The organism is Croceibacterium aestuarii, from assembly GCF_030657335.1.
Taxonomy (GTDB): domain Bacteria; phylum Pseudomonadota; class Alphaproteobacteria; order Sphingomonadales; family Sphingomonadaceae; genus Croceibacterium_B; species Croceibacterium_B aestuarii.
The window spans coordinates 798,179-816,539 of sequence record NZ_CP131039.1; the positions used below are offsets into that span (position 1 = coordinate 798,179).

At 66.7% G+C, this 18,361-nt stretch carries 20 protein-coding genes; 4 read left to right on the forward strand and 16 right to left on the reverse strand.

All coding sequences use genetic code 11. The annotated features are described in order from the left end of the window. Window positions 1-12: 12 nt before the first annotated feature. On the forward strand, window positions 13-801 hold the full coding sequence (locus Q7I88_RS03825; protein ID WP_305097710.1) for an exodeoxyribonuclease III: 789 nt from the start codon (window positions 13-15) through the stop codon (window positions 799-801). A gap of 22 nt (window positions 802-823) precedes the next feature. On the opposite strand, the gene Q7I88_RS03830 is transcribed toward Q7I88_RS03825, so the two are convergent. Continuing rightward, a complete protein-coding gene (locus Q7I88_RS03830; protein WP_305097711.1) occupies window positions 824-1,063 on the reverse strand; it encodes a hypothetical protein in 240 nt (79 codons plus the stop codon). A 136-nt stretch (window positions 1,064-1,199) separates the two neighbouring features. Here Q7I88_RS03830 and Q7I88_RS03835 point away from each other — a divergent pair, with 136 nt between their 5' ends. Further along, on the forward strand, window positions 1,200-1,583 hold the full coding sequence (locus tag Q7I88_RS03835) for a hypothetical protein (protein ID WP_305097712.1): 384 nt from the start codon (window positions 1,200-1,202) through the stop codon (window positions 1,581-1,583). Window positions 1,584-1,587: 4 nt separating this feature from the next. Here Q7I88_RS03835 and Q7I88_RS03840 read toward each other — a convergent pair whose 3' ends face one another. The 10 genes from Q7I88_RS03840 to Q7I88_RS03885 all read right to left on the reverse strand — a co-directional run bounded on the left by Q7I88_RS03840 (window position 1,588) and on the right by Q7I88_RS03885 (window position 10,433). Then, entirely contained in the window at window positions 1,588-3,201 is a 1,614-nt protein-coding gene (locus Q7I88_RS03840; protein WP_305097713.1) for a tannase/feruloyl esterase family alpha/beta hydrolase, read from the reverse strand. A 19-nt stretch (window positions 3,202-3,220) separates the two neighbouring features. Further along, a complete protein-coding gene (locus tag Q7I88_RS03845) occupies window positions 3,221-4,000 on the reverse strand; it encodes an SDR family NAD(P)-dependent oxidoreductase (RefSeq protein WP_305097714.1) in 780 nt (259 codons plus the stop codon). Beyond that, complete coding sequence (locus tag Q7I88_RS03850; protein WP_305097715.1) at window positions 3,997-4,212, reverse strand: hypothetical protein; 216 nt, start codon at window positions 4,210-4,212, stop codon at window positions 3,997-3,999. The genes Q7I88_RS03845 and Q7I88_RS03850 overlap by 4 nt, the downstream gene beginning before the upstream one ends. A gap of 124 nt (window positions 4,213-4,336) precedes the next feature. Next, window positions 4,337-5,899 carry a phytoene desaturase family protein gene (locus Q7I88_RS03855; RefSeq protein WP_305097716.1) on the reverse strand — a complete coding sequence of 521 codons (1,563 nt, stop codon included), beginning with the start codon at window positions 5,897-5,899 and terminating at the stop codon, window positions 4,337-4,339. Window positions 5,900-5,909: 10 nt separating this feature from the next. Further along, window positions 5,910-7,055, reverse strand: a complete 1,146-nt coding sequence (locus tag Q7I88_RS03860; RefSeq protein WP_305097717.1) for a serine hydrolase domain-containing protein — start codon at window positions 7,053-7,055, stop codon at window positions 5,910-5,912. A 5-nt stretch (window positions 7,056-7,060) separates the two neighbouring features. Then, window positions 7,061-7,813 carry an SDR family NAD(P)-dependent oxidoreductase gene (locus Q7I88_RS03865; protein WP_305097718.1) on the reverse strand — a complete coding sequence of 251 codons (753 nt, stop codon included), beginning with the start codon at window positions 7,811-7,813 and terminating at the stop codon, window positions 7,061-7,063. 5 nt (window positions 7,814-7,818) lie between these two features. Beyond that, the gene (locus tag Q7I88_RS03870; RefSeq protein WP_305097719.1) at window positions 7,819-8,232 is read right to left on the reverse strand and encodes a nuclear transport factor 2 family protein; all 414 of its coding nucleotides are present in this window, start codon (window positions 8,230-8,232) and stop codon (window positions 7,819-7,821) included. Next, complete coding sequence (locus Q7I88_RS03875; protein WP_305097720.1) at window positions 8,229-8,708, reverse strand: nuclear transport factor 2 family protein; 480 nt, start codon at window positions 8,706-8,708, stop codon at window positions 8,229-8,231. Before Q7I88_RS03875 ends, Q7I88_RS03870 begins: the two co-directional genes overlap by 4 nt. After that, window positions 8,705-9,112 (reverse strand): carboxymuconolactone decarboxylase family protein, encoded by a 408-nt coding sequence (locus Q7I88_RS03880; RefSeq protein ID WP_305097721.1) that lies wholly within the window; start codon window positions 9,110-9,112, stop codon window positions 8,705-8,707. The genes Q7I88_RS03875 and Q7I88_RS03880 overlap by 4 nt, the downstream gene beginning before the upstream one ends. 88 nt (window positions 9,113-9,200) lie before the next feature. Beyond that, window positions 9,201-10,433, reverse strand: coding sequence for a serine hydrolase domain-containing protein (locus Q7I88_RS03885; protein ID WP_305097722.1), 1,233 nt, complete (start codon window positions 10,431-10,433; stop codon window positions 9,201-9,203). A 114-nt stretch (window positions 10,434-10,547) separates the two neighbouring features. Here Q7I88_RS03885 and Q7I88_RS03890 point away from each other — a divergent pair, with 114 nt between their 5' ends. Continuing rightward, a complete protein-coding gene (locus tag Q7I88_RS03890) occupies window positions 10,548-11,741 on the forward strand; it encodes an FAD-dependent oxidoreductase (protein ID WP_305097723.1) in 1,194 nt (397 codons plus the stop codon). A 1-nt stretch (window position 11,742) separates the two neighbouring features. On the opposite strand, the gene Q7I88_RS03895 is transcribed toward Q7I88_RS03890, so the two are convergent. From Q7I88_RS03895 to Q7I88_RS03905, 3 genes are all read right to left on the reverse strand, one after another. Next, complete coding sequence (locus tag Q7I88_RS03895; RefSeq protein ID WP_305097724.1) at window positions 11,743-12,252, reverse strand: hypothetical protein; 510 nt, start codon at window positions 12,250-12,252, stop codon at window positions 11,743-11,745. Between the two features lie 114 nt (window positions 12,253-12,366). Then, the gene (locus Q7I88_RS03900; RefSeq protein ID WP_305097725.1) at window positions 12,367-13,170 is read right to left on the reverse strand and encodes a CmcJ/NvfI family oxidoreductase; all 804 of its coding nucleotides are present in this window, start codon (window positions 13,168-13,170) and stop codon (window positions 12,367-12,369) included. 37 nt (window positions 13,171-13,207) lie between these two features. After that, window positions 13,208-14,455 carry an MFS transporter gene (locus tag Q7I88_RS03905; RefSeq protein ID WP_305097726.1) on the reverse strand — a complete coding sequence of 416 codons (1,248 nt, stop codon included), beginning with the start codon at window positions 14,453-14,455 and terminating at the stop codon, window positions 13,208-13,210. A 332-nt stretch (window positions 14,456-14,787) separates the two neighbouring features. On the opposite strand from Q7I88_RS03905, the gene Q7I88_RS03910 reads away from it, so the two are divergent. Continuing rightward, complete coding sequence (locus Q7I88_RS03910) at window positions 14,788-17,409, forward strand: TonB-dependent receptor (protein WP_305097727.1); 2,622 nt, start codon at window positions 14,788-14,790, stop codon at window positions 17,407-17,409. A 130-nt stretch (window positions 17,410-17,539) separates the two neighbouring features. Here Q7I88_RS03910 and Q7I88_RS03915 read toward each other — a convergent pair whose 3' ends face one another. Together Q7I88_RS03915 and Q7I88_RS03920 are read right to left on the reverse strand one after the other, a co-directional pair. Beyond that, on the reverse strand, window positions 17,540-17,821 hold the full coding sequence (locus Q7I88_RS03915) for an integration host factor subunit beta (protein ID WP_305097728.1): 282 nt from the start codon (window positions 17,819-17,821) through the stop codon (window positions 17,540-17,542). Between the two features lie 167 nt (window positions 17,822-17,988). Beyond that, window positions 17,989-18,330 carry a GntR family transcriptional regulator gene (locus Q7I88_RS03920; protein WP_305097729.1) on the reverse strand — a complete coding sequence of 114 codons (342 nt, stop codon included), beginning with the start codon at window positions 18,328-18,330 and terminating at the stop codon, window positions 17,989-17,991. Between the last annotated feature and the right edge of the window lie 31 nt (window positions 18,331-18,361).

The following is an 18,361-nucleotide window of genomic DNA, read 5'->3' on the forward strand; positions in this document are numbered from 1 at the left end:
CGTTGTGGGGAGGTGAGGATCGCGACCTACAACGTCAACGGAATCAACGGCCGCTTGCCGGTGCTGCTGCGCTGGCTCGATGAGACCCAGCCCGACGTAGTGTGCCTGCAGGAACTCAAGGCGCCCGACGACAAGTTTCCCGCAGCGCCGTTGCGGGATCGCGGATACCAGGCGATCTGGCATGGCCAACCGCGCTGGAACGGTGTCGCCATCCTCAGCCGCGTCGGCGAGATCCAGGAAACCCGCCGCGGGTTGCCGGGCGATCCCGACGACACGCACAGCCGCTACATCGAAGCTGCCGTCGCCGGGGTTCTCGTCGGTTGCCTCTACTTGCCGAACGGCAACCCGCGTCCCGGCCCGAAGTTCGACTACAAGCTGCGCTGGTTCGAACGGCTTGCCGCGCATGCTCGTGAACTGCTCGACAGCGGCTTGCCAGTCGCGCTGATGGGCGACTTCAACGTCATGCCGATCGAGCTCGACGTCTATGCACCCGAGCGCTGGGTGGACGATGCGCTCTTCGCACCGGAAGTGCGCGCTGCCTGGGCGCGCCTCGTCGGGCAGGGATGGACCGACGCCCTGCGGGCCGTCCACGGCGATGAAGTGATCTACACTTTCTGGAAATACTGGCGGAATGCCTTCGCCCGCAATTCCGGGCTGCGGATCGACCACTTCCTGCTCAGCCCGCCGCTACGCGACCGGCTGCGCGATAGCGGCGTCGACCTCGAGGCGCGCAGTTGGGACAAGACGAGCGATCACGCGCCCGTATGGATCGAGCTTTCCGATGGAAAGAAGGGCAAATAGCGCCGCAGCGCTTGATTCGTGGTCAGGCCGCGGCGGGCGGGGTTTCGAAGCGCTTGCGCTTGGCCGCTTCGCGATCCTTGCGGTCCTTGTACTTCTTGAGCGCATAGCCGCCCGCAGCCATCGCGATCATCGCCGGGATGCTGGCGCGGCGCAGGACCGAACCGGTAACCGCGCCCAGGATCGCGCCCTTGGTCCCGCTGACGCTTGCAGTGTTGTCCGCCACCTGCTTGCCGGCGATGCCGCCGAGAATCTTGCCGAGCATGTCGTTGTCTCCTTCGTGTTTGCAGTAGAACCATCGGCCACCCTCGCCGGTTCCGGGGCGGCAAGGCAGGCAAGGCATTGGAGAATCGTGGTTAATCAGCTGGCGCCGGCTGACGAGCCTGCGGTAGACTGGGCTCATGAGCCTGTTTGCGTTTCTTGCTTTGGCCCAGGGTGCCGTCGCCGACGTGCCGACGAGCTATGACGGGCAGTGCATCTATCCCCCGGTCCTCGGCGATCCCCGACCGGGCGAAGTCCGGTTGACTTGCAGCCGCGTGATCACCGACGGAGCAGGTATCGATTTCATCGATCGCGAATGGGACAGTCGGATGATGCGCTTCGCGGGCGTATGGGACGGCGATCTGCTCAAGGTGCGCTCGGTCACCCCGCGCACGGGGGCCGCGCTCCAGGCTCGCGGAGTCTGCCGGGTAGATTATGCCGATGGCGCGGTCTCGGTCATCGCCTGCACCGCCATTGCCGGCGGTCGATCGTGGATCGGCAACTTCCGAGTTTCGTGTATCTGAGCCGTCATTCGACGCATTCGAAGCTGGCGGCGCTAGCCGTGTCGCCGCCGGTGTAACGCGCGTACTTGGGCCAGGGGCAAAGCGGCCGCGAAATCTTCGGCGCGGCGCTCGTCTGCGCGACGATGCGGCCGGGCGCGACATCCTTTTCCACCCAGTCGACGATGGCATCGAGCATCTCGAAACGGTCGGTCGCCTCGCCGCCGCCGCAATGGGTCATGCCGGGCACGAGATAGAGGCGCATTGCGTCCTTCGCCTGGCGCCCGCTCGCCGCCAGCGCGCTTTCGAACCAGCGCGCCAGCTCGCTCGAGGCCATGCCCTGGTCGGACAGGCCATTGTAGGCGATCAGCTTGCCGTGCCCGACGAACGTCGAGAGGAAGGGATTGTCGGCATCCGCCAGCATCGCGGTCGGGGCGACCCGGGCGAGCATCGTCTCGAGGTCCATCGGCTGCCACGGATCGTAGTCCGGATCCGGCGGCGTCAGCTGGAACCAGCGCAACTGCCCGAGGCCGAGGGTGGCATCGGCGGCATTGGGCGCGCCCGTCTCCGCCGATCCGAGCCGCATCCCGCGCCAGGCGGGCCCGGCGATCCCGGTGTCGTAGTTGAACGGGCCGTAGACGATCCGCCCGTCGGAAGTGCGCGGCCCGCGCATAAGCTCGCGCAGGGCGTCGGCCTTGGCCTTGCTCAGGCACGCGCCCGTCTCGCCCGGCTTGCACTGCGCCATGGCGGGGTCGAAATCGCAGCCCTGCCAGTCATAGATCAAGCCGTCGGGCAGTCCGTCGCGCGCGTCGCAGCGCTTGAGCAGTCGCGTTTTGACCTCCTGCAGTTCGGCGTCGCTGAAGGCCTTGGCCAACAGCGGATGACCTGCCGCATCGCGCGGCGCGATCCGGGCGAGGACGCCGAGGTTCCACACCTCGTCGAGCGCCACGCGAGAGAAGCGCAGGGTCGGGTGCCCGGCAACGATGCCGTCGAACTGCGTCGGCAGGCGCTGGGCGGCGGTCAACGCCTGGCGGCCGCCGTTCGAGCAGCCGACAAAATACGAATGGTGCGGGGCCTTGCCGTAGTTGCGGCGGATCAGCGCCTTGGCCGCCGCCGTGACCTTGTCGAGCGCGTTGTAGCCGTAATCGATCCGCGCCTGCTGATCGGCGCCGAAGGTCGCATCGACGATCGAGCCGGTATGGCCCGAATCGGTCGCAACGACGGCATAACCGCGGGCGAGGGCGACCGGCCCTCCGGTGCCGGTTATCGTGCCGACCGCCGGGTTCACCTGCCCGTCCATCCCGCCGCCGCCCTGGAACAGGAAGCGGCCGTTCCAGACGGCCGGCAGGCGAAGCTCGTAGCCGATCGCGAACTCGCGCCCGCCGACGCCGGTGCGCCGCGCCATCGCGCCGGTCACCCGGCAGTGCGCGGGCAGCACGATCTCGGGTGCGCCCGGACGCTGCGATGCGAGCGGCCCGGCAGGGACCCAGGCGGCGTGCTCCACGCCCAGCGCCGGGTCGGCTTCGCCCGGTAGCGCCGCGCAACGCTCGGCGGCAGCGCCGGACGGGGCCTGCGCCGCCGTTGCCGTCGCCACCGCCAGTCCGGCAGCCGCGAGGCAGCGAGCCCTGTGGTGAATTCTCATGCCGCTCTCCCCTCGCGGATCAGACGTCGTTGCGGATCGTCGCCAGCGCGCCGCCGTCGATCTCCCACTTGGCGCCGTTGACGTAACTCGCCTCGTCACTGAGCAGGAAGCTGACGACGTCCCCCACCTCGCGCGGCTGGCCGACGCGGTTAAGCGTTGCCGTCTGGCCGAGCTTTTCCATCCCGGCCTCGACGCTATCGAACATCTGCTCGAGCATACCGACGAGCAGCGGCGTTTCGATCACGCCGGGCATGACGCAATTCACCCGCACGCCCTTCTGCGCGACTTCGCTCGCGGCGGTGCGCGTGAGGCCGACGGCGCCGTGCTTGGCGGCGTTGTAGGCGCAGGCGCCGGCCAGCCCGCGCTCCGAGCCGATCGAGGCGGTGTTGACCACCGCGCCCCTGCCGCGCCGGACCATGTCGGGCAGGACGTAGCGCAGGCCGAGGAACATGCCGCGCAGGTTGACGCGCAGGACCTTGTCGAACTCGTCGACCGGGTATTCGTGGGTCGGCGCCAGCGTGCCCTCGATCCCGGCGTTGTTGAAGAACCCGTCGACGTGGCCGAAGACATCGAGCGCGGCCTTGGCGTAGCCCCTGGTCGCCTCCTCGTCGGAGACGTCGGCAACGTGTGCGATGGCGGCATCGCCCAGCTCGGCAGCGCGCTTCTCCAGACCTTCGCGGTCGATATCGACCATCATCACCCGCGCGCCCTCGCGCACGAGGATCTCGCAGGTGGCAAAGCCGATCGCCCCGGCGGCGCCGGTGACCAGCATGGTCCGGCCTTCGTGACGTTTGCTCACTTTTTCTCTCCCTTGCGGAACGGCAGCGTGACGAGGAACCACATCAGCTTCGGAGTCAGCAGCTTGCGGAACGCGCGCGCCTGGTCGGGCGTCAGCGTGGCGGCCATCGGCATGGTGCCGAAGACCTTGCCCTTGAGCACGAGGTTGTCGCCCTCGCGCTCCACCTTGGTCACCTGCATCAGCTCGGACTTGTCGGCGGCGAAGATCTTCACGAGCACACACCCACTTCTTCGTCATCCCGGGCTTGACCCGGGATCAGGCTTCCTTTCGCCAATCCAAGCGTAGCTAGACCCCGGATCAAGTCCGGGGTGACGAGGGATGAGAAGCGGAGCGAACTCACGCGATCCGGATCCCGTCGAAATCGATGCCGATATCCTCGGCCATGACCATCGCGGTGGCGCGGCCGGCACCGAACACGCCGCCACCCGGATGTTGAAACGGGCCGACCAGGTAGAGCCGCTCGACACCGGGCACGCGGTACTGGCCGAGCTCGGGCGTGGGGCGGTGGCTGCCGGACTGGTAGGTTGTGGTGGCGATGCCGTGGAGGTCACCGCGGAAGAAGCTGGGGCTGGTGCGTTCCATGTCGACGGGGGAGTCGCAATGATACTCCAGCACGACTTCGGGGACATTCTCGATGTAGTTCGACATCTGCGCGATCATGCCCTCGGCGAACTCGGTCTTCGCCTCGTCCCAGCTGCGCCCGTCGGGGCGTTCGTAGGGAACGTAGTCCCATGCGTGGAAAATCGCCTTGCCCTCCGGCGCGCGGCTCGGGTCGTGCTGGGTAAGCTGGCCGACGCCGACCAGCGGCGTAGGGCTCATGCCGCCATAACGCAGCTCGTCGAAGGCGCGGCGCATGTCCTCGTAGCTCGCCGGCATCAGCTCGTACATGACGGCCGAGAGGTCGCCCGCCTTGAACCTGAGTGGTGCATCGAGCGCGGCATGGACCGTGAAGCAGGCGGCGGGCGTGATGTGCGTGCGCAGAGCGTTCTTCGCCACGGTCGGCGAGACCGACGGGACCATCTCGGGCAGCAGGTGCGGGTGGATCGCGCCGATCACCCCGTCGGCGGCCGACAGACGCTCGCCGCTGTCGAGCACCACGCCGGTGGCCCGGCTGCCGTCGGTCTCGACCTCGCGCACCGTGCAGCCCGCGCGCACCGCGCCGCCGTGGTCCTCGATGCAGGCGATCAGCGCACTGGTCAGCGAGCCCGACCCGCCGACGGGGACGCCGAACCCGAACTTCTCGAGAAACCCGAGGAAGACGTATGCGCCGATCCCGGTCGCCTTCTCGTCGGGGCTGACAAGGTTTTCGCCCGCCACGCGGCCGAAGTGGGCCTTGATCTTGTCGTACTCGAAAAGCTCTTCCATCAGGTCGAAGGTGCTGACCTGCGTGGTGCGCCAGATCTCGCGGCCTTCCGCACTCTGGTCCATCATCGCCGTCTGCGCGCCGAGCGGCATGGGCGGCGAATAGAGGCCGGCCTGGATCATCGGCAGCCACGCCGCGGCCTGGCGGCTCATTTCGAGGAAGGTCTCGGCGTCCTTCGTGCTGAACCGGGCAATCGCCTCGGCCGACTTCGCCGGGTCACGGTGCAGCGGCAGCGTGGCGCCGTCCTCCCACACGCTCATCATCGGGACATCGGGGAAGACGTATTTGAGCCCGTACTTTCGCTTGAGGCCGAGATCGTCGTTCAGCAGCAGCGGATTGCCCTGGATGAAGATGTGGCTCATCGAATGCTGGTCGTGAGTGAAGCCGGGCCGGGTCAGCTCGCGGCTCACGACCCCGCCGCCGAACCACTCGTTTCGTTCCAGGACCAGCACGCGCTTTCCCGCCACCGCGAGGTAGGCGGCGGCGACGAGCCCATTGTGGCCCGATCCGATGACGATGATGTCGGCGTCTGCCATTGGTATTCCTTCAGATCATGGCCGAGAGCGCGATATCGCTGAGCTTGCCGCAGCGTTCGATATTGGCGGCCTGGGTCATCACGCCCGCGCTGCACAGCGCGAAGCTGACGTCGGCCTCGGGATCGACCCAGAACATCGTGCTGCCCGCGCCGTAGTTGCCGAAGGTCTCCGGGCTGGCGAGCGAGCCGAACAGGTGGTGAAAGACCCCCGTCCCGCGCACCTGGAAGCCGATGCCCTGGTTGGCGGGCGGGACCTCCCATCCGGCGTTCTCGGCCACGCGCTTGTAGAGCTGGTTGGGCATGTCGCCGGTGTGCACCTTGCGCGCCAGCCGGATCATCGCCGGCGAGAGTATGCGCACACCGTCGAGTTCGCCGCCGCGGCGGAGCATTTCGGAAAAGCGGTAAAGGTCCTCGCTGGTCGAGGCGCAGCCCACGTGCGGGGCCTCGACTTCCGGGTCCTCGAACAGCGCGTGGTCGCCCTCGATGTTGCGGCTGAGGTGCTTGATCGGGACGGTGCCGCGCATGTCGGGCTTGACGTGCCGGTCTTCGAGGTCGGGGCGCAGGCCCATGCTGGTGCTGTCCATCTTCAGCGGCGCGAACAGGTCCTGGTGCAGCAGCGTCTGGTAATTGCGACCCTGCGGGTCGGTGCGGACGAGCGCGGTGCCCATCAGCACGTGGTTGACCAGCGGCGAATAGTCGCAGCGCGTGCCCGGCGGCACTTCGCCCGCGACATGCTCGACAGAGGCTTCGAACAGGTCCTGCAGTCGGTCGAGGTACATACCCTCCTTTGGCGTCCACACGCCGGGCATGCCGGCAGTGTGAGTCAGGAGGTGATAGAAGGTCGCGTCTTCGCGCGGCTTGCCGGTGAACTCGGGCAGGACGTCCTTGACCTTGGTGGTCAGCGCGAAGCGGCCTTCCTCGATCGCCTTCATGATGAGGACGTTTGTGAAAGCCTTGGTGACCGAAAAGATCGAGAAGACGTTGTCGTATCTGAGCGGCCGCTCGCCGTCCGCGTCTTCCGCCCCGAAGGCCCCGGCGAAGACCACCTCGCCGCCGCGCCCGACGGTCAGGACCGCACCGAAGTAATCGCCACGCGCGATATCGGCGAGGATCACCTCGCGCAGCGTATCGAGTCGTTGGTGCCAGACCTGTGCCATCGTACTTATCCTGCCGCGATGATGCCGCCGTCGACGGCGAGCATCGCACCGTTGATGAATTCCGCTTCGTCCGAGAGGAGGAAGGCGGCCGCGTTGGCGACGTCCTGCGGCGTGCCGTTACGCCGCAGCGGGATGTTCTTTGCCCGCTGCTCGTACTGCTCGGGCGTCACGAAGCCCTCGGTTGCCGGGGTCGGGACGCTGCCAGGGACGATGGCGTTGACGCGGATGCCGCGCGGGCCGAGCTCGCCGGCGAGCACCTTGGTCAGCCCGGCGATCCCTGCCTTGATCGTAGTGTAGGCCGCGGTGTTGGGCCGTCCGCGATAGGCGACGGGAGACGAATAGTTGAGAATGTTGCCCGGCACCGAGGCCTCACGGTGACAGAGAAAGGCCTGAACGCCCCAGAACACGCTCTTGAGGCCGGCAGAGAGCATGCGGTCGAGCGTTTCTTCGGTGACCTGCTCGATCGGCTCGTAAACCAGCACGCTGGCGTTGTTGATCACCGCCCGCAAAGGCCCCGCATCGTTCGCAAACGCCTCCGCGACGTCGAAGAACGCCTGGCGCCGCCCGAGGTCGGCCTCGTAAGCGAAGGCCTTGCCGCCAGCGCCGCTTATCGCAGCCGCGACGTCATGCGCAGTGTCGCCGTTGACGTCGGCTACGCCGACGACCGCGCCCTCGGCTGCGAGATGGCGGGCGATGCCCTCGCCGAGCCCGCGCCCGGCGCCGGAAATCAGGATCGGCCTGCCTTCCAAGCGCGCCATTGGCGTCATTCCATCCCGAACAGCTTGGCGGTGTAGTGGCTGTCCATGTACTCGCGCATGGCGTCGATCTTGCCGTTCGAGACCTCGAACACCCAGCAGTAGTCGTTTTCGTAGACGAGCCCGTCGAGCGTCTTGCCGGTCGAAAAGCTCTCGACGCAGACCCAGGGGCCGGCGCTGAACATGTTCTGCACGTGGACCTTGGGATCGCCCGGCTCGAACATGCCGCGCACCGGGGCGAGGAACTTGTCGATGATGTCCATCCCGACGTGCTTGCCGGCGCCGGCGATGTTCTTGACCTTGGGCTCCCAGGTCGACTTGTCGTGGTAGAACGCGCGCAGCTTTTCGAGGTCGCCCGAGGACAGGACCTCGAAGAAGTCGAGCACCAGCTGCTCGTTGGCGTTCTTTGCCGTCACGCTCATTTTCTCAGGCCTCTCGCTTCATCGGTCGGGGTGGGAAAGACAGGGATCTTGCCGCCTTCGTGCAGCGCGAGGTGACCCTGGCGGCTGGCGAAGCGCCACGCGCCGTCCTCGAACAGGTATTCGTCGTCGAAGCCGCCGACGAAGATGCCGTTCGCCGATTGCGGCGGCTCGACCAGCTCGTGGTTCGACATCATCACGACGTAGCTGCTGCCGCGCGCCCGGGTCTTCGACACGACCTCGACCAGCACGTTGGTCACGAGGTGACGCACGAGGATCGGCGGGCGGTCGCGGAAGATCGCCTGGATCGCCGCGCGGCCGTGGAACGGATAGCCCGGCTGGAACGGACGGTCGTAGGTCCCGTCCTCGGCGAACAGCTCGGCCAGCGCGGCGTGGTCGCCGTTGTCGGCATATTTGGCGAAGAGCAGCGGGAGCTTGCCGCACTCGTGCTCGATCCGGATGCGCTTGCTGTCTTTCATTGTCCTTCCTCCGCATCGATTTCGGCGAACGCCTCGTTGACGATGCGGAAGCTGTCGACCGCCGCCGGGATGCCGGCATAGACCCCGACCTGCAGCAGGACTTCGCGGATTTCCTCGCGGCTCAGCCCGTTGTTGAGCGCGCCGCGGGTGTGGATCTTGAGCTCGTGGCTGCGCCCGAGCACCGCGATCATGGCGAGGTTGATCAGGCTGCGGTCGCGCCGCGGCAGTTCGTCCTCGCGGCCCCAGGTCCAGCCCCAGCAGTATGTCGCGACCATCTCCTGCAGCGGCGCGTTGAAGGGATTGGGGTTGGCCGTCGCGCGGTCGACGTAGGCGTCGCCGAGCACCTCGCGGCGGATTTTCATGCCCTTGTCGTAGAGGTCTCCGGCCTTTTGGTTCTTATCCATTTCTCTTTCCTTCGAATCCAGTTCGCACGTCAGCGGCTCCGCCCTGGATCCCCGCCTGTGCGGGATGACGAGGGTGAAGCGCGCGTCGCTATTTCACCACCGAGTACACCGCGTCGATCAGGCGCCGCGCGCGCGGGCCGTTGTCGCCGACGGCGTGCATCTGGTTGCAGCAATACGAGAAGCCGAGCCTGGCATCGGGATCGCCGAAGCCGATCGATCCGCCGAGGCCGTGGTGGCCGAAGCTGCGCATGTTCGGCCCCATGTAGACCGCTTGCGGCGTGTTGAGCAGCACCCCGCTCGCCTGGTGGTAGGGGCGGTCCTGCAGCAGTTCGACCTGGTTGTGCCGCTCTTCGATCATCCTCTCGAGCTGGCCTTTCGAGAGAAGCGAGATACCGTCCACTTCGCCCACCGTCGCGCCGTAGATGCGGGCGACGCCGCGGGCGTTGCCGTGGCCCGAGCCGCTGGCGATCTCGACCTCGCGCCAACGCGGCGAGTTCATCGTGTCGTACCACGGCTCGTGCGGGTTCTGCAGGAAGGCGAAGCTGCGCAGCACCGCGCCGTCCTGCCAGCCTTCGGGCGTGGTCGGCCTGGGCGGCACCTCGGCGTCCTTGGCCGCGAACAGCCGCGCCTTGGTGTTGGGAAGCACCTCGGCGACGTGCGCCTGCTGGTTCTCGTCCATCCCGCCGATGTAGTATTCGGCCTGCAGCGGCGCGGTGACGTTTTCCTTGAGGAACGGCCCCACGGTCATGCCGGTGACCCGGCGCATGATCTCGCCGAGCAGGAAGCCCTGGTTGTGCACGTGGTAAGCGGCGCGCGTGCCCGGCTGCCACAGCGGGTGCTGCGCCTCGAGTGCCTCGATGTAGGCCGGGTAGTCGAAGAACCCGCCGGGATACATGACGTCGTCGGTCAGCACCGGGATCGCCGCGGTATGGTCGAGCACCATGCGCACGGTGATGTCCTCTTTGCCGTTCTGCGCGAACTCGGGCCAGTAGTGGGCGATGCGCTCGTCCGGATCGACCAGCCCGCGGTCGATGACCATGTTGAAGCAGATGCCGGTCACGCCCTTGGCGACGCTCATCATGCAGACCGTCGCATGCTCGTCCCATTCCTGCGAGCGGTCGGCGCGCGCCCAGCCGCCCCACAGATCGACCACCGTCTCGCCTTCGATCACCACCGAGGTCGCCGCGCCGAGTTCCTCTTCCTCCCGGAAGTTCTCGACGAACGCTTCCACCGCCGGGGCAAACTTCTCGTCGTAGCGGCCGCGGAGCGGAAAGCTTTGCCCGCGCGCATCGATGGTCTCGTGGAATTCGGCGAGTGCCAAGTTTCTCTCCCTGTTGCCGAGCCGTTGCGACTCTAACGCGCGTTAGCGTAGGCCAGCGCATGGAGCAGCGAAAGGCCCTTTGCACGCTAACGATCGCGCGCCATGCTTAGAGGCATGATCGATCATGACGTCATCGTCGTCGGCGGCGGGCCGACCGGGTTCGTGACAGCGCTGGGACTGGCGCAGGCCGGTGTCGACGTCTGCCTGGTGGAGGCGGCGGCGGACATCGTCGAGAGCCCGCGGGCCTGCGTCTATCACTGGTCGATGCTCGACGGGCTGGAGCGGCTCGGCATCCGCGAGGAATGCGAGGGCGTAGGCTACACCAAGGACGACTATCGCTGGCTGCACAAGGCGACTGGCGAGGCGTTCGAATACGACATCTCGGTCGTCGGACGGGTGACGCCGTTCAACTACAACATGAACATGGGGCAGGACAAACTGGCCGACATCGCGCGGCGGCGGCTGGAGGCGCTGGGCAATGCGACGATCCGCTGGAACACGCACTTCACCGGGCTGGTGCAGGACGACGATGGCGTCACGGTATCGCTCGAGGGGCCGGAAGGACGGGAAGAGCTGCGCGCGAAGTGGGTGATTGGCGCCGACGGGGCCGGGAGCGAGGTCAGGAAGGCGCTCGGCCTGAGCTTCGACGGGATGACCTGGCCCGAGCGGTTCGTGGCGACCAACATCCACCACGATTTCGAGAGCGGCGGATACCTGCAGTCGAACATGGTGATCGACCCGCAGTGGGGCGCGGTGATCGTCAAGATCACCCGCGAGGGCCTGTGGCGCTGCACCTACATGGAAGACGCCAACCTGCCGGAGGAGAGCTTTGCCGAGCGCATCCCGGCGGCGTTCGAGCACCTTTTGCCTGGACGCGGCGGCTATGACGTCGTGATGGCCTCGCCCTACAAGATGCACCAGCGCTGCGCCTCGTCGTTCCGCCGCGGCCGCGTGGTGCTGGCGGGCGACGCGGCGCACGTCACCAACCCGACCGGCGGCTTCGGACTGACGACCGGGCTGTTCGACGCCTACGCGCTGTGGCCGACGCTCGCGGCGGTCGTGCTCGAGGGCGCGGACGAGGCGCTGCTCGATACCTGGGCGGAAGAGCGGCGCGCGGTGTTTCTCGAAAAGGCCGATCCGCAGGCCCGCGCCTACAAGGACTTCGTGTTCCACGCCTGCGGTGGCCCGGGACCGAAGCTCGACGCCGCGCTGCAAGGCATGCGCGACATGGTCGTCGACGCCGAGGTGCGCTTTAAGCGACTGATGTTCACCAAGGGGCTGGAGACGACGAGCCCGGCGGAGCGCTGAGCTAGCCTGAGCACTCGCCAAGCGCCGAATAGGGCTTTCCGAAACACTCGACGAGCACGTCGGTGGCTTCGATGTTGCGGGGCCATTTCATGTCCTGGCCGGCTTCCTCCTTGAACCGGCGCTGCAATTCAGGCCAGTTGGACGGCTCCGGCACGGCCAGCAGCCGTTCGCGCGCGGCGATCAGCGCGTGGCGGTCAGATCGGAGGAATGCGATTATCGCATCAACGTAGGCCTGACCGGCCGCATCGCCGAAGGCGCCGCGTCCCTCCTCGATCAGCGGGATTGCGCCTGAATAGTCACCCCCTGCGGCGCGGAACTGGCCTTCATGAAAGGCGAGGAAGCTTCGCACAAACGGATTGAGACTTGCATCGTGCCGCTCGCGCCACTGGGAGATCAGGATGGCCACTGCGGTCTCGCAGCCCTCCTGCTTGGCTATTTCGCGCCAGCCCCACTCCTTGCGCGGCTCGTCGGCGACCGGTTGCACGCCTTGGTCGAAATCCTGATAGGACATTGCCAGGTATCTATCGGGGTCCGGAACGCATTCCATATAAGGCTTCTGTGGCGCGAAGGTCAGAGCGGCAGCGATTAGCGGAATTGCGAGCATATTCGTCTTCCCCTGTCCCGGCTACAGATAGGCGATGGTCCGCAGTTCGATGCTCTGCCTGGGCGCGGCATCGGGCGGCGTGTTGGGGTCCTCGAAGGCCGAGTGGGCGGTGAACTGGACGGCGTCGGGATCGCTGTCGAACAGCTTGAAGACGAGCGCCTCCCACGGCTGCATGTGCGGCACCCAGCACCAGCGGTGGTCGGGCGCGTAGGCGAGGTTGTAGCCCCACAGCGAACGGCGCTTGAAGTCGCCGAGGCCGCCGACGACCTCGCTGTCGAACAGATCCTCGCGCTTCACCGTGCGCGCGTCGCACAGCGCCAGCGGCGCGCTTTCGACCATGACGATCGGGCGCCAGACGTTGATCAGCATGAACCGGGTCCGCAGCCGCCGCTCGGCCTCTTCGGCAGGCAGCATGTCGCGGGTGAAGTCGCTGACGGTGCGCAGGCCGTAGTCGACGTGGGCGCCGTGGGCCGGCTGGTTGTGGCCATGCGCGCCGGCCTGGTTAGTGCGGATCATCGGGCCGAAGCTGACGACCTTGTCGGCCCCGGTCAGCCGCTGCACCAGCGCTTCGGTCAGGCGGCAGTAGCGGGCGAGTTCGTCCGCATCGGTGAAATCGGTCACGTCGACCGGCTCGTCCGCCAAGACGAAGCCGTTTCGCTCCAGCGCCAGCTCGTCGATCTCCGGCCGGATGTCGTGGATCGTAACGGTGTGCTCGTCGCCCGGCCAGTAGCTCTTGTCCCGGTCGCCGGGGTGGAACGTCGCCTTCTCGCCACGCACGATGTATTTCATCGTGGCTTCGACGTCGTAGGTCATCAGCTCGTGCATCGCGACTCTCCCGCGGCCGATGATAGCGCGCGAATGGTCAGGCGGGAACGGGGTTGCGCCGGGCGATCACGCGCGGGTTGGTCTCGGTGACGAGAAATGCGGTCAGCCCGGCGAGGATGGCGAGGCCCATCTGCACGTAGAGCGGGACGGCGAGGCCGTACTCGTCGCCGAGCCAGCCGGCGATCGGCGGGCCGAAGACGCCGCCCGACAGTTCGCCGATCGCCACCACCAGCCCCATCGCGGTGGCGGCGCGGGCGCGGCCGAGCGTCTCTGCCGGGATCACGCCCATGAACAGCGGGAAGGTGCCGAGGCCCATCCAGCTGACGAACAGCATGGCCGTGAGCAGCGGCACCGGCCCGTCGAACCACAGCAGGGCCGCGGGCGAGAGCGCCATCAGGAAGGCGAAGACGATGAGCAGCGGGCGGCGCCCGAAGCGATCGGACAGCCAGGTGACGACCACCCCGCCGACCGCGGGGCAGATGCCGACCACCGCCATGACGTTCGACCAGGTCTTCGGCTCCATGCCCTTGGGGCCGTCCATGTAGAGCGGCATGAAGATCGAGCCGACGACGACGGTGCCGACGGCAAAGCAGCTTACCAGCGAGCAGACCCAGATGTTGCGTTCGCCGAGCATCGACCATGGCGAGAGAGCGGGTGCAGCCTCTTGCGCTTCGGCGGGCACCGGCTTCGGTTCGCGTATCAGCCACCAGATGAGCACGGCCAGCAGGAGGCCCGGAATGCCCGAGATGTAGAATGCCCAGCGCCAGTCGAGCGCTTCGGCGACGCGCACCAGGATCAGCGGGGCGATCGCCGTGCCCAGGATCGAGCCGAAGGCGTTCTGGACAATGCCCGCGTTGAGGCCCTTGCGGCTTTCGGCCGAGGCGGCGATCATGATGGCGAGGCAGATCGGCAGGAACGGCCCCTCCGCCGCGCCCATCACCACGCGCGCCGCGAACAACGTGCCGAAGCTCCACGACAGGCCGGAAAAAACCGAGCAGAGCGAGAACAGCACCATTGCGCCGAGCAGGAACGGCTTGCGCCGGCCGATCGAATCCGACCAGCGGCCCACGAAATAGGCGCCGAGCGCCCAGGTGGCCGAGAGCGCCGAGCCGAGCCAGCCGATTTGCGCGTTGGAAAGTTCGAGGTCCTTCTGCACGAACGGGGCGAGGAACGTCATCGCCATCCGGTCGAAATAGGCGAAGCCGTAAGCCAGCCCGAGCAGCACGAGAACGCGCAGCTCGTATCCGCGCGGCGGAGATTCGCCAGCTATTTGCGCAGCTTGCATCAGTCGGCCCCTCCCGCCCCGGCAAGCGGTTTAAGTGCCGCGGGAGGAAGCTGTTGGCAAGAGGGGCAGCGCAATATTCATATTGTCGCAGCGCGCCGCTGTGTTGCTTGTTTGCGACAACTTGCGACAAATGTGGCCTTTTCATGCCGCACCGCTCGGGTTCGTTGTTTTCCCCAGCCGTAACACCCGTTAACGTTGTCATCGGAGAGGAATGCCGGCGGGACCGACCGCCCATTTCCTTTTATCAGCGAACACAGGCCGGCGCGATCGGCACTGGTCGCTGATCGTCAAGGACCGCGGGTGCAGTGCCGCTCGCTGTGGGAGGATGTTTGATGAACTTCAGGAGTTTCGCGCTCGTTTCGTCGCTTGCCGTCGTGGCAGCTCTGGCGAGCCCCGCCTATGCGCAGGACGATAGCCAGAACACGTCTGCCGACCAGGACGCGGCAGCAAACCAGGACGATGCCGACAATCGCCCGAACGAAATCATCGTCACCGCGGAATTCCGCGAAGCCAACCTGCAGGATACGCCGATCGCCATCACCGCGGTCAATTCCGAGATGCTCGAAGCGCGCGGACAGACCGACATTTCGCAGGTCGCGGCGCAGGCGCCCAACGTCACCCTCACGCCGCAGCCGCAGAACGGCGGCTCGGGCCTCATCGCCTACATCCGCGGCGTCGGCCAGACCGACTTCAACTATGCGCTCGACCCCGGTGTCGGGATCTACGTCGACGACGTCTACATTCCGACCCTGTCGAGCTCGCTGCTCGAGCTGATGGACCTCGACCGCGTGGAAATCCTGCGCGGCCCGCAGGGCACGCTGGCCGGCAAGAACGCCATCGGCGGCGCGATCAAGCTGTTCGGCGTCAAGCCCAAGGGCGACGGGTCGGGCTCGCTGCAGGTCGGCTATGGCTCGTTCAACCGCCTCGACGTTCGCGGCATGGCCGATTTCCGCATCAACGACCAGCTGTCGGCGCGCGTTTCGGGCCTCACCAAGTCGCGCGACGGCTATGTCGACCTGCTCGACTACGGAGTGGCGCATCCCAACGGCAACGTGCCGGCCAACAACGCGCGCGGGGCCTACCCCGTCGTCGGAACGCAGGGCGGGCAGGACATCGCCGCGGCGCGCATCGCCTTGCGCTGGGTTCCGATCAGCACGCTCGAAATCAATCTGTCCGCCGACTACACGCGCGAGCGGTCCGAGCCCCAGCCCACCGTGCTGCTCGCCGCCGGCCTGCCGCAGAGCGCGACGAACCCGGTGTTCATCCCCTCGACGACGCCCGGAGGCCCGTACGCCGGGCTCGCGACCGGCGCCGGTCCGGGACAGCCCGCCTTCCTGCCGGGCAAGGATGGCAATCCGGTACCGTTCGACTGCCGCTTCGTGCCGGCCGGGCAGTATAGCTGCGACAGCCTGAGCTCGAGCGTCTACGGCGGCGATCCGCGCTACATCAGCTACGCCAACTTCCTCGACGCCACCGCGCCCACCTCGCAGGCGCCGTTCAAGCCCTACTCCGCGCTCCAGAACCAGGATTTCAACGGCTGGGGCATCATGGGCAACATCAAGTTCGACATCAGCGACACGATGCAGCTCTACTGGATCGGCGCCTGGCGCGAATACACCAGCAAGTTCGGTCAGGACCAGGACGCGTCGACCGTCCCGATCGCCCAGCTCGACAACCGCCTCGACCACCGCGCGTGGAGCCAGGAAGTGCGCCTCAACGGCGAACTCGGCGGCGGCTTCTTCGAGTACACCGTCGGCGGGTTCTACATGGACCAGAAGGGCAGCTATACCGCCCGGGTCGACCTCAACTACGCCGGCATCGACTTCATCCACGGGCCCGACACCACGCCGTCGACGTCGAAGGCGCTGTTCTTCAACGGCACGCTCCACCCGACGCCGATGTGGAGCATCTCGGGCGGCGTGCGCCGTTCGTGGGACGAAAAGACCTACACCTATTTTCGGCGCAATCCCGACGGCACAATTCCCGGGCCGTGCGAGTTCTTCACGATTCCTCAGCCGAACGGGATCGCCGGGCCGACCGGGATCGGCAACTCGCCGAACTGCCTGCTCGTCGGCATCTTCGACCTTGCCGGCGAGTTCAAGGGCAAGCGGTGGGACTGGCGCGCCGTCACCGACTATCGCTTCTCCGACCAGTTCCTCGCCTATGCCTCGATCGCGACGGGCTACAAGGGCGGCGGCGTGAACCCGCGGCCGTTCTTCGGACCGTCGACCGGTCCGTGCCCGGCGTTCTCGTACAATCCCGACGGCACCGTGATTCCGGCGCCGCCGTGCGACCAGGTCCTGCCGTTCCGGCCGGAGTCGATCACGACCTACGAAGTCGGCTTCAAGAGCGATTTCCTCGATCGGCGCATCCGCCTCAACGGCGCAGCGTTCTACAACGATTACAAGGACATCATCTTCACGCTGTCGGCCTGTCCGTCGTCGCCGTGCCTGCGGCCGACCAACGTCGGCAAGGCCAAGGTCAAGGGCTTCGAGCTCGAAACCTCGATCTACCCGGTCGACGGGCTCTCGCTCGACGGCTCGGTGAGCTACATCAACGTGAAGTACAACAAGGCCTCGGTTGCTCCGGCCGGTCTGACGGGTAACGAGACCTTCCCGTACACGCCCGACTGGACCTACAGCTTCGGCATCCAGTACGACTACGACATCGGCCCCGGCAGCGTCGGCGCGCGCTTCGACGGAAGCTATCGCTCGGCGATCTACACCGAGACGGGCAACACGCCGTGGAGCCGGGTGGATTCGCGGTTCCTGGGCAATGCTCAGCTCACCTACACCACCGCCGACAAGGACTGGAAGGCGACGCTCGAGATCCAGAACATTTTCGACAAGTACTACTTCACGAGCGTCAGCGACGTGTCCAAGTCGCTTGGTGCGGTGACCGGCGTGCCCGGCCTGCCGCGTACCTGGATGGTCAGCGTCAAGCGCAACTTCTGAGGCCCTGCCCGCAGCGGCGGGCCTTACAAGAGGCCGCGGATCTCGGGATCCGCGGCCTTTCCTTTTGCCGGACGGGCAAAGAAAAGGCCCGCGCGCGGCGGGCCTTCTGTTCGCCAGTAGGCGGTACCGGTCAGTCGGCGTTGAGGCGCTCGCGCATTTCCTTGCCCGGCTTGAAATAGGGCACTCGCTTGGAGGGGACGTCTACTGCCTCGCCGGTGCGCGGATTGCGGCCGGTGCGGGCTTCGCGGGCGCGGGTGGAGAAGGCTCCGAAACCGCGCAACTCGACGCGCCCGCCTTCGGCCAGGCGCCGGGCGATTTCGTCGAAGAAAATTGAAACGACCTGCTCGACCTCGTCGGGCCGCAGTTCAGGATTCTCGGCGGCGATCGCCTGGAGAAGCTCAGATCGGATCATTCATTCCCTCCTCCGGTGACCGTGCGAACCCTAGGTGTCTGGGTTCCATTAGCGCAAGCTATTTTACGATACCAGTGAGCGACCCGATAAATGCCAAAGTGACAGACAACGCGGGCCGGTGCAATCCTTGCGGCGGCAGCTTGTGTTTTTTGCCACGTCGGCGCGATTCAGGCGCGGGCGAGCAGGTCGGCCGGGGCGACGCCGAGGCGTTCCATCCGCTCGCGCACCGCCGGCCATTCTTCGTCCAGAAAGCGCCGCCGTTCGCGTTCGCGCAACTGTTCGGCCGCGCCCTTGACCACGAACATGCCGACCCCGCGCTGGACCCTGACCAGCCCGTCGGTCTGAAACTGCTGATAGGCCTTGGCCACCGTCAGCGGGTTGGCGCCCTGCTCGGCAGCGAAAGCGCGCACCGAGGGGAGCATTTCGCCTTCGCGGTAGCGGCCGTCGATAATGGCGGCGGCAATCAGGTCGCGCAGCTTGAGGTAGACCGGGCGGGTATCGTCGCTCATCACTGCATCAGTGCCATAATACAGCGTATCG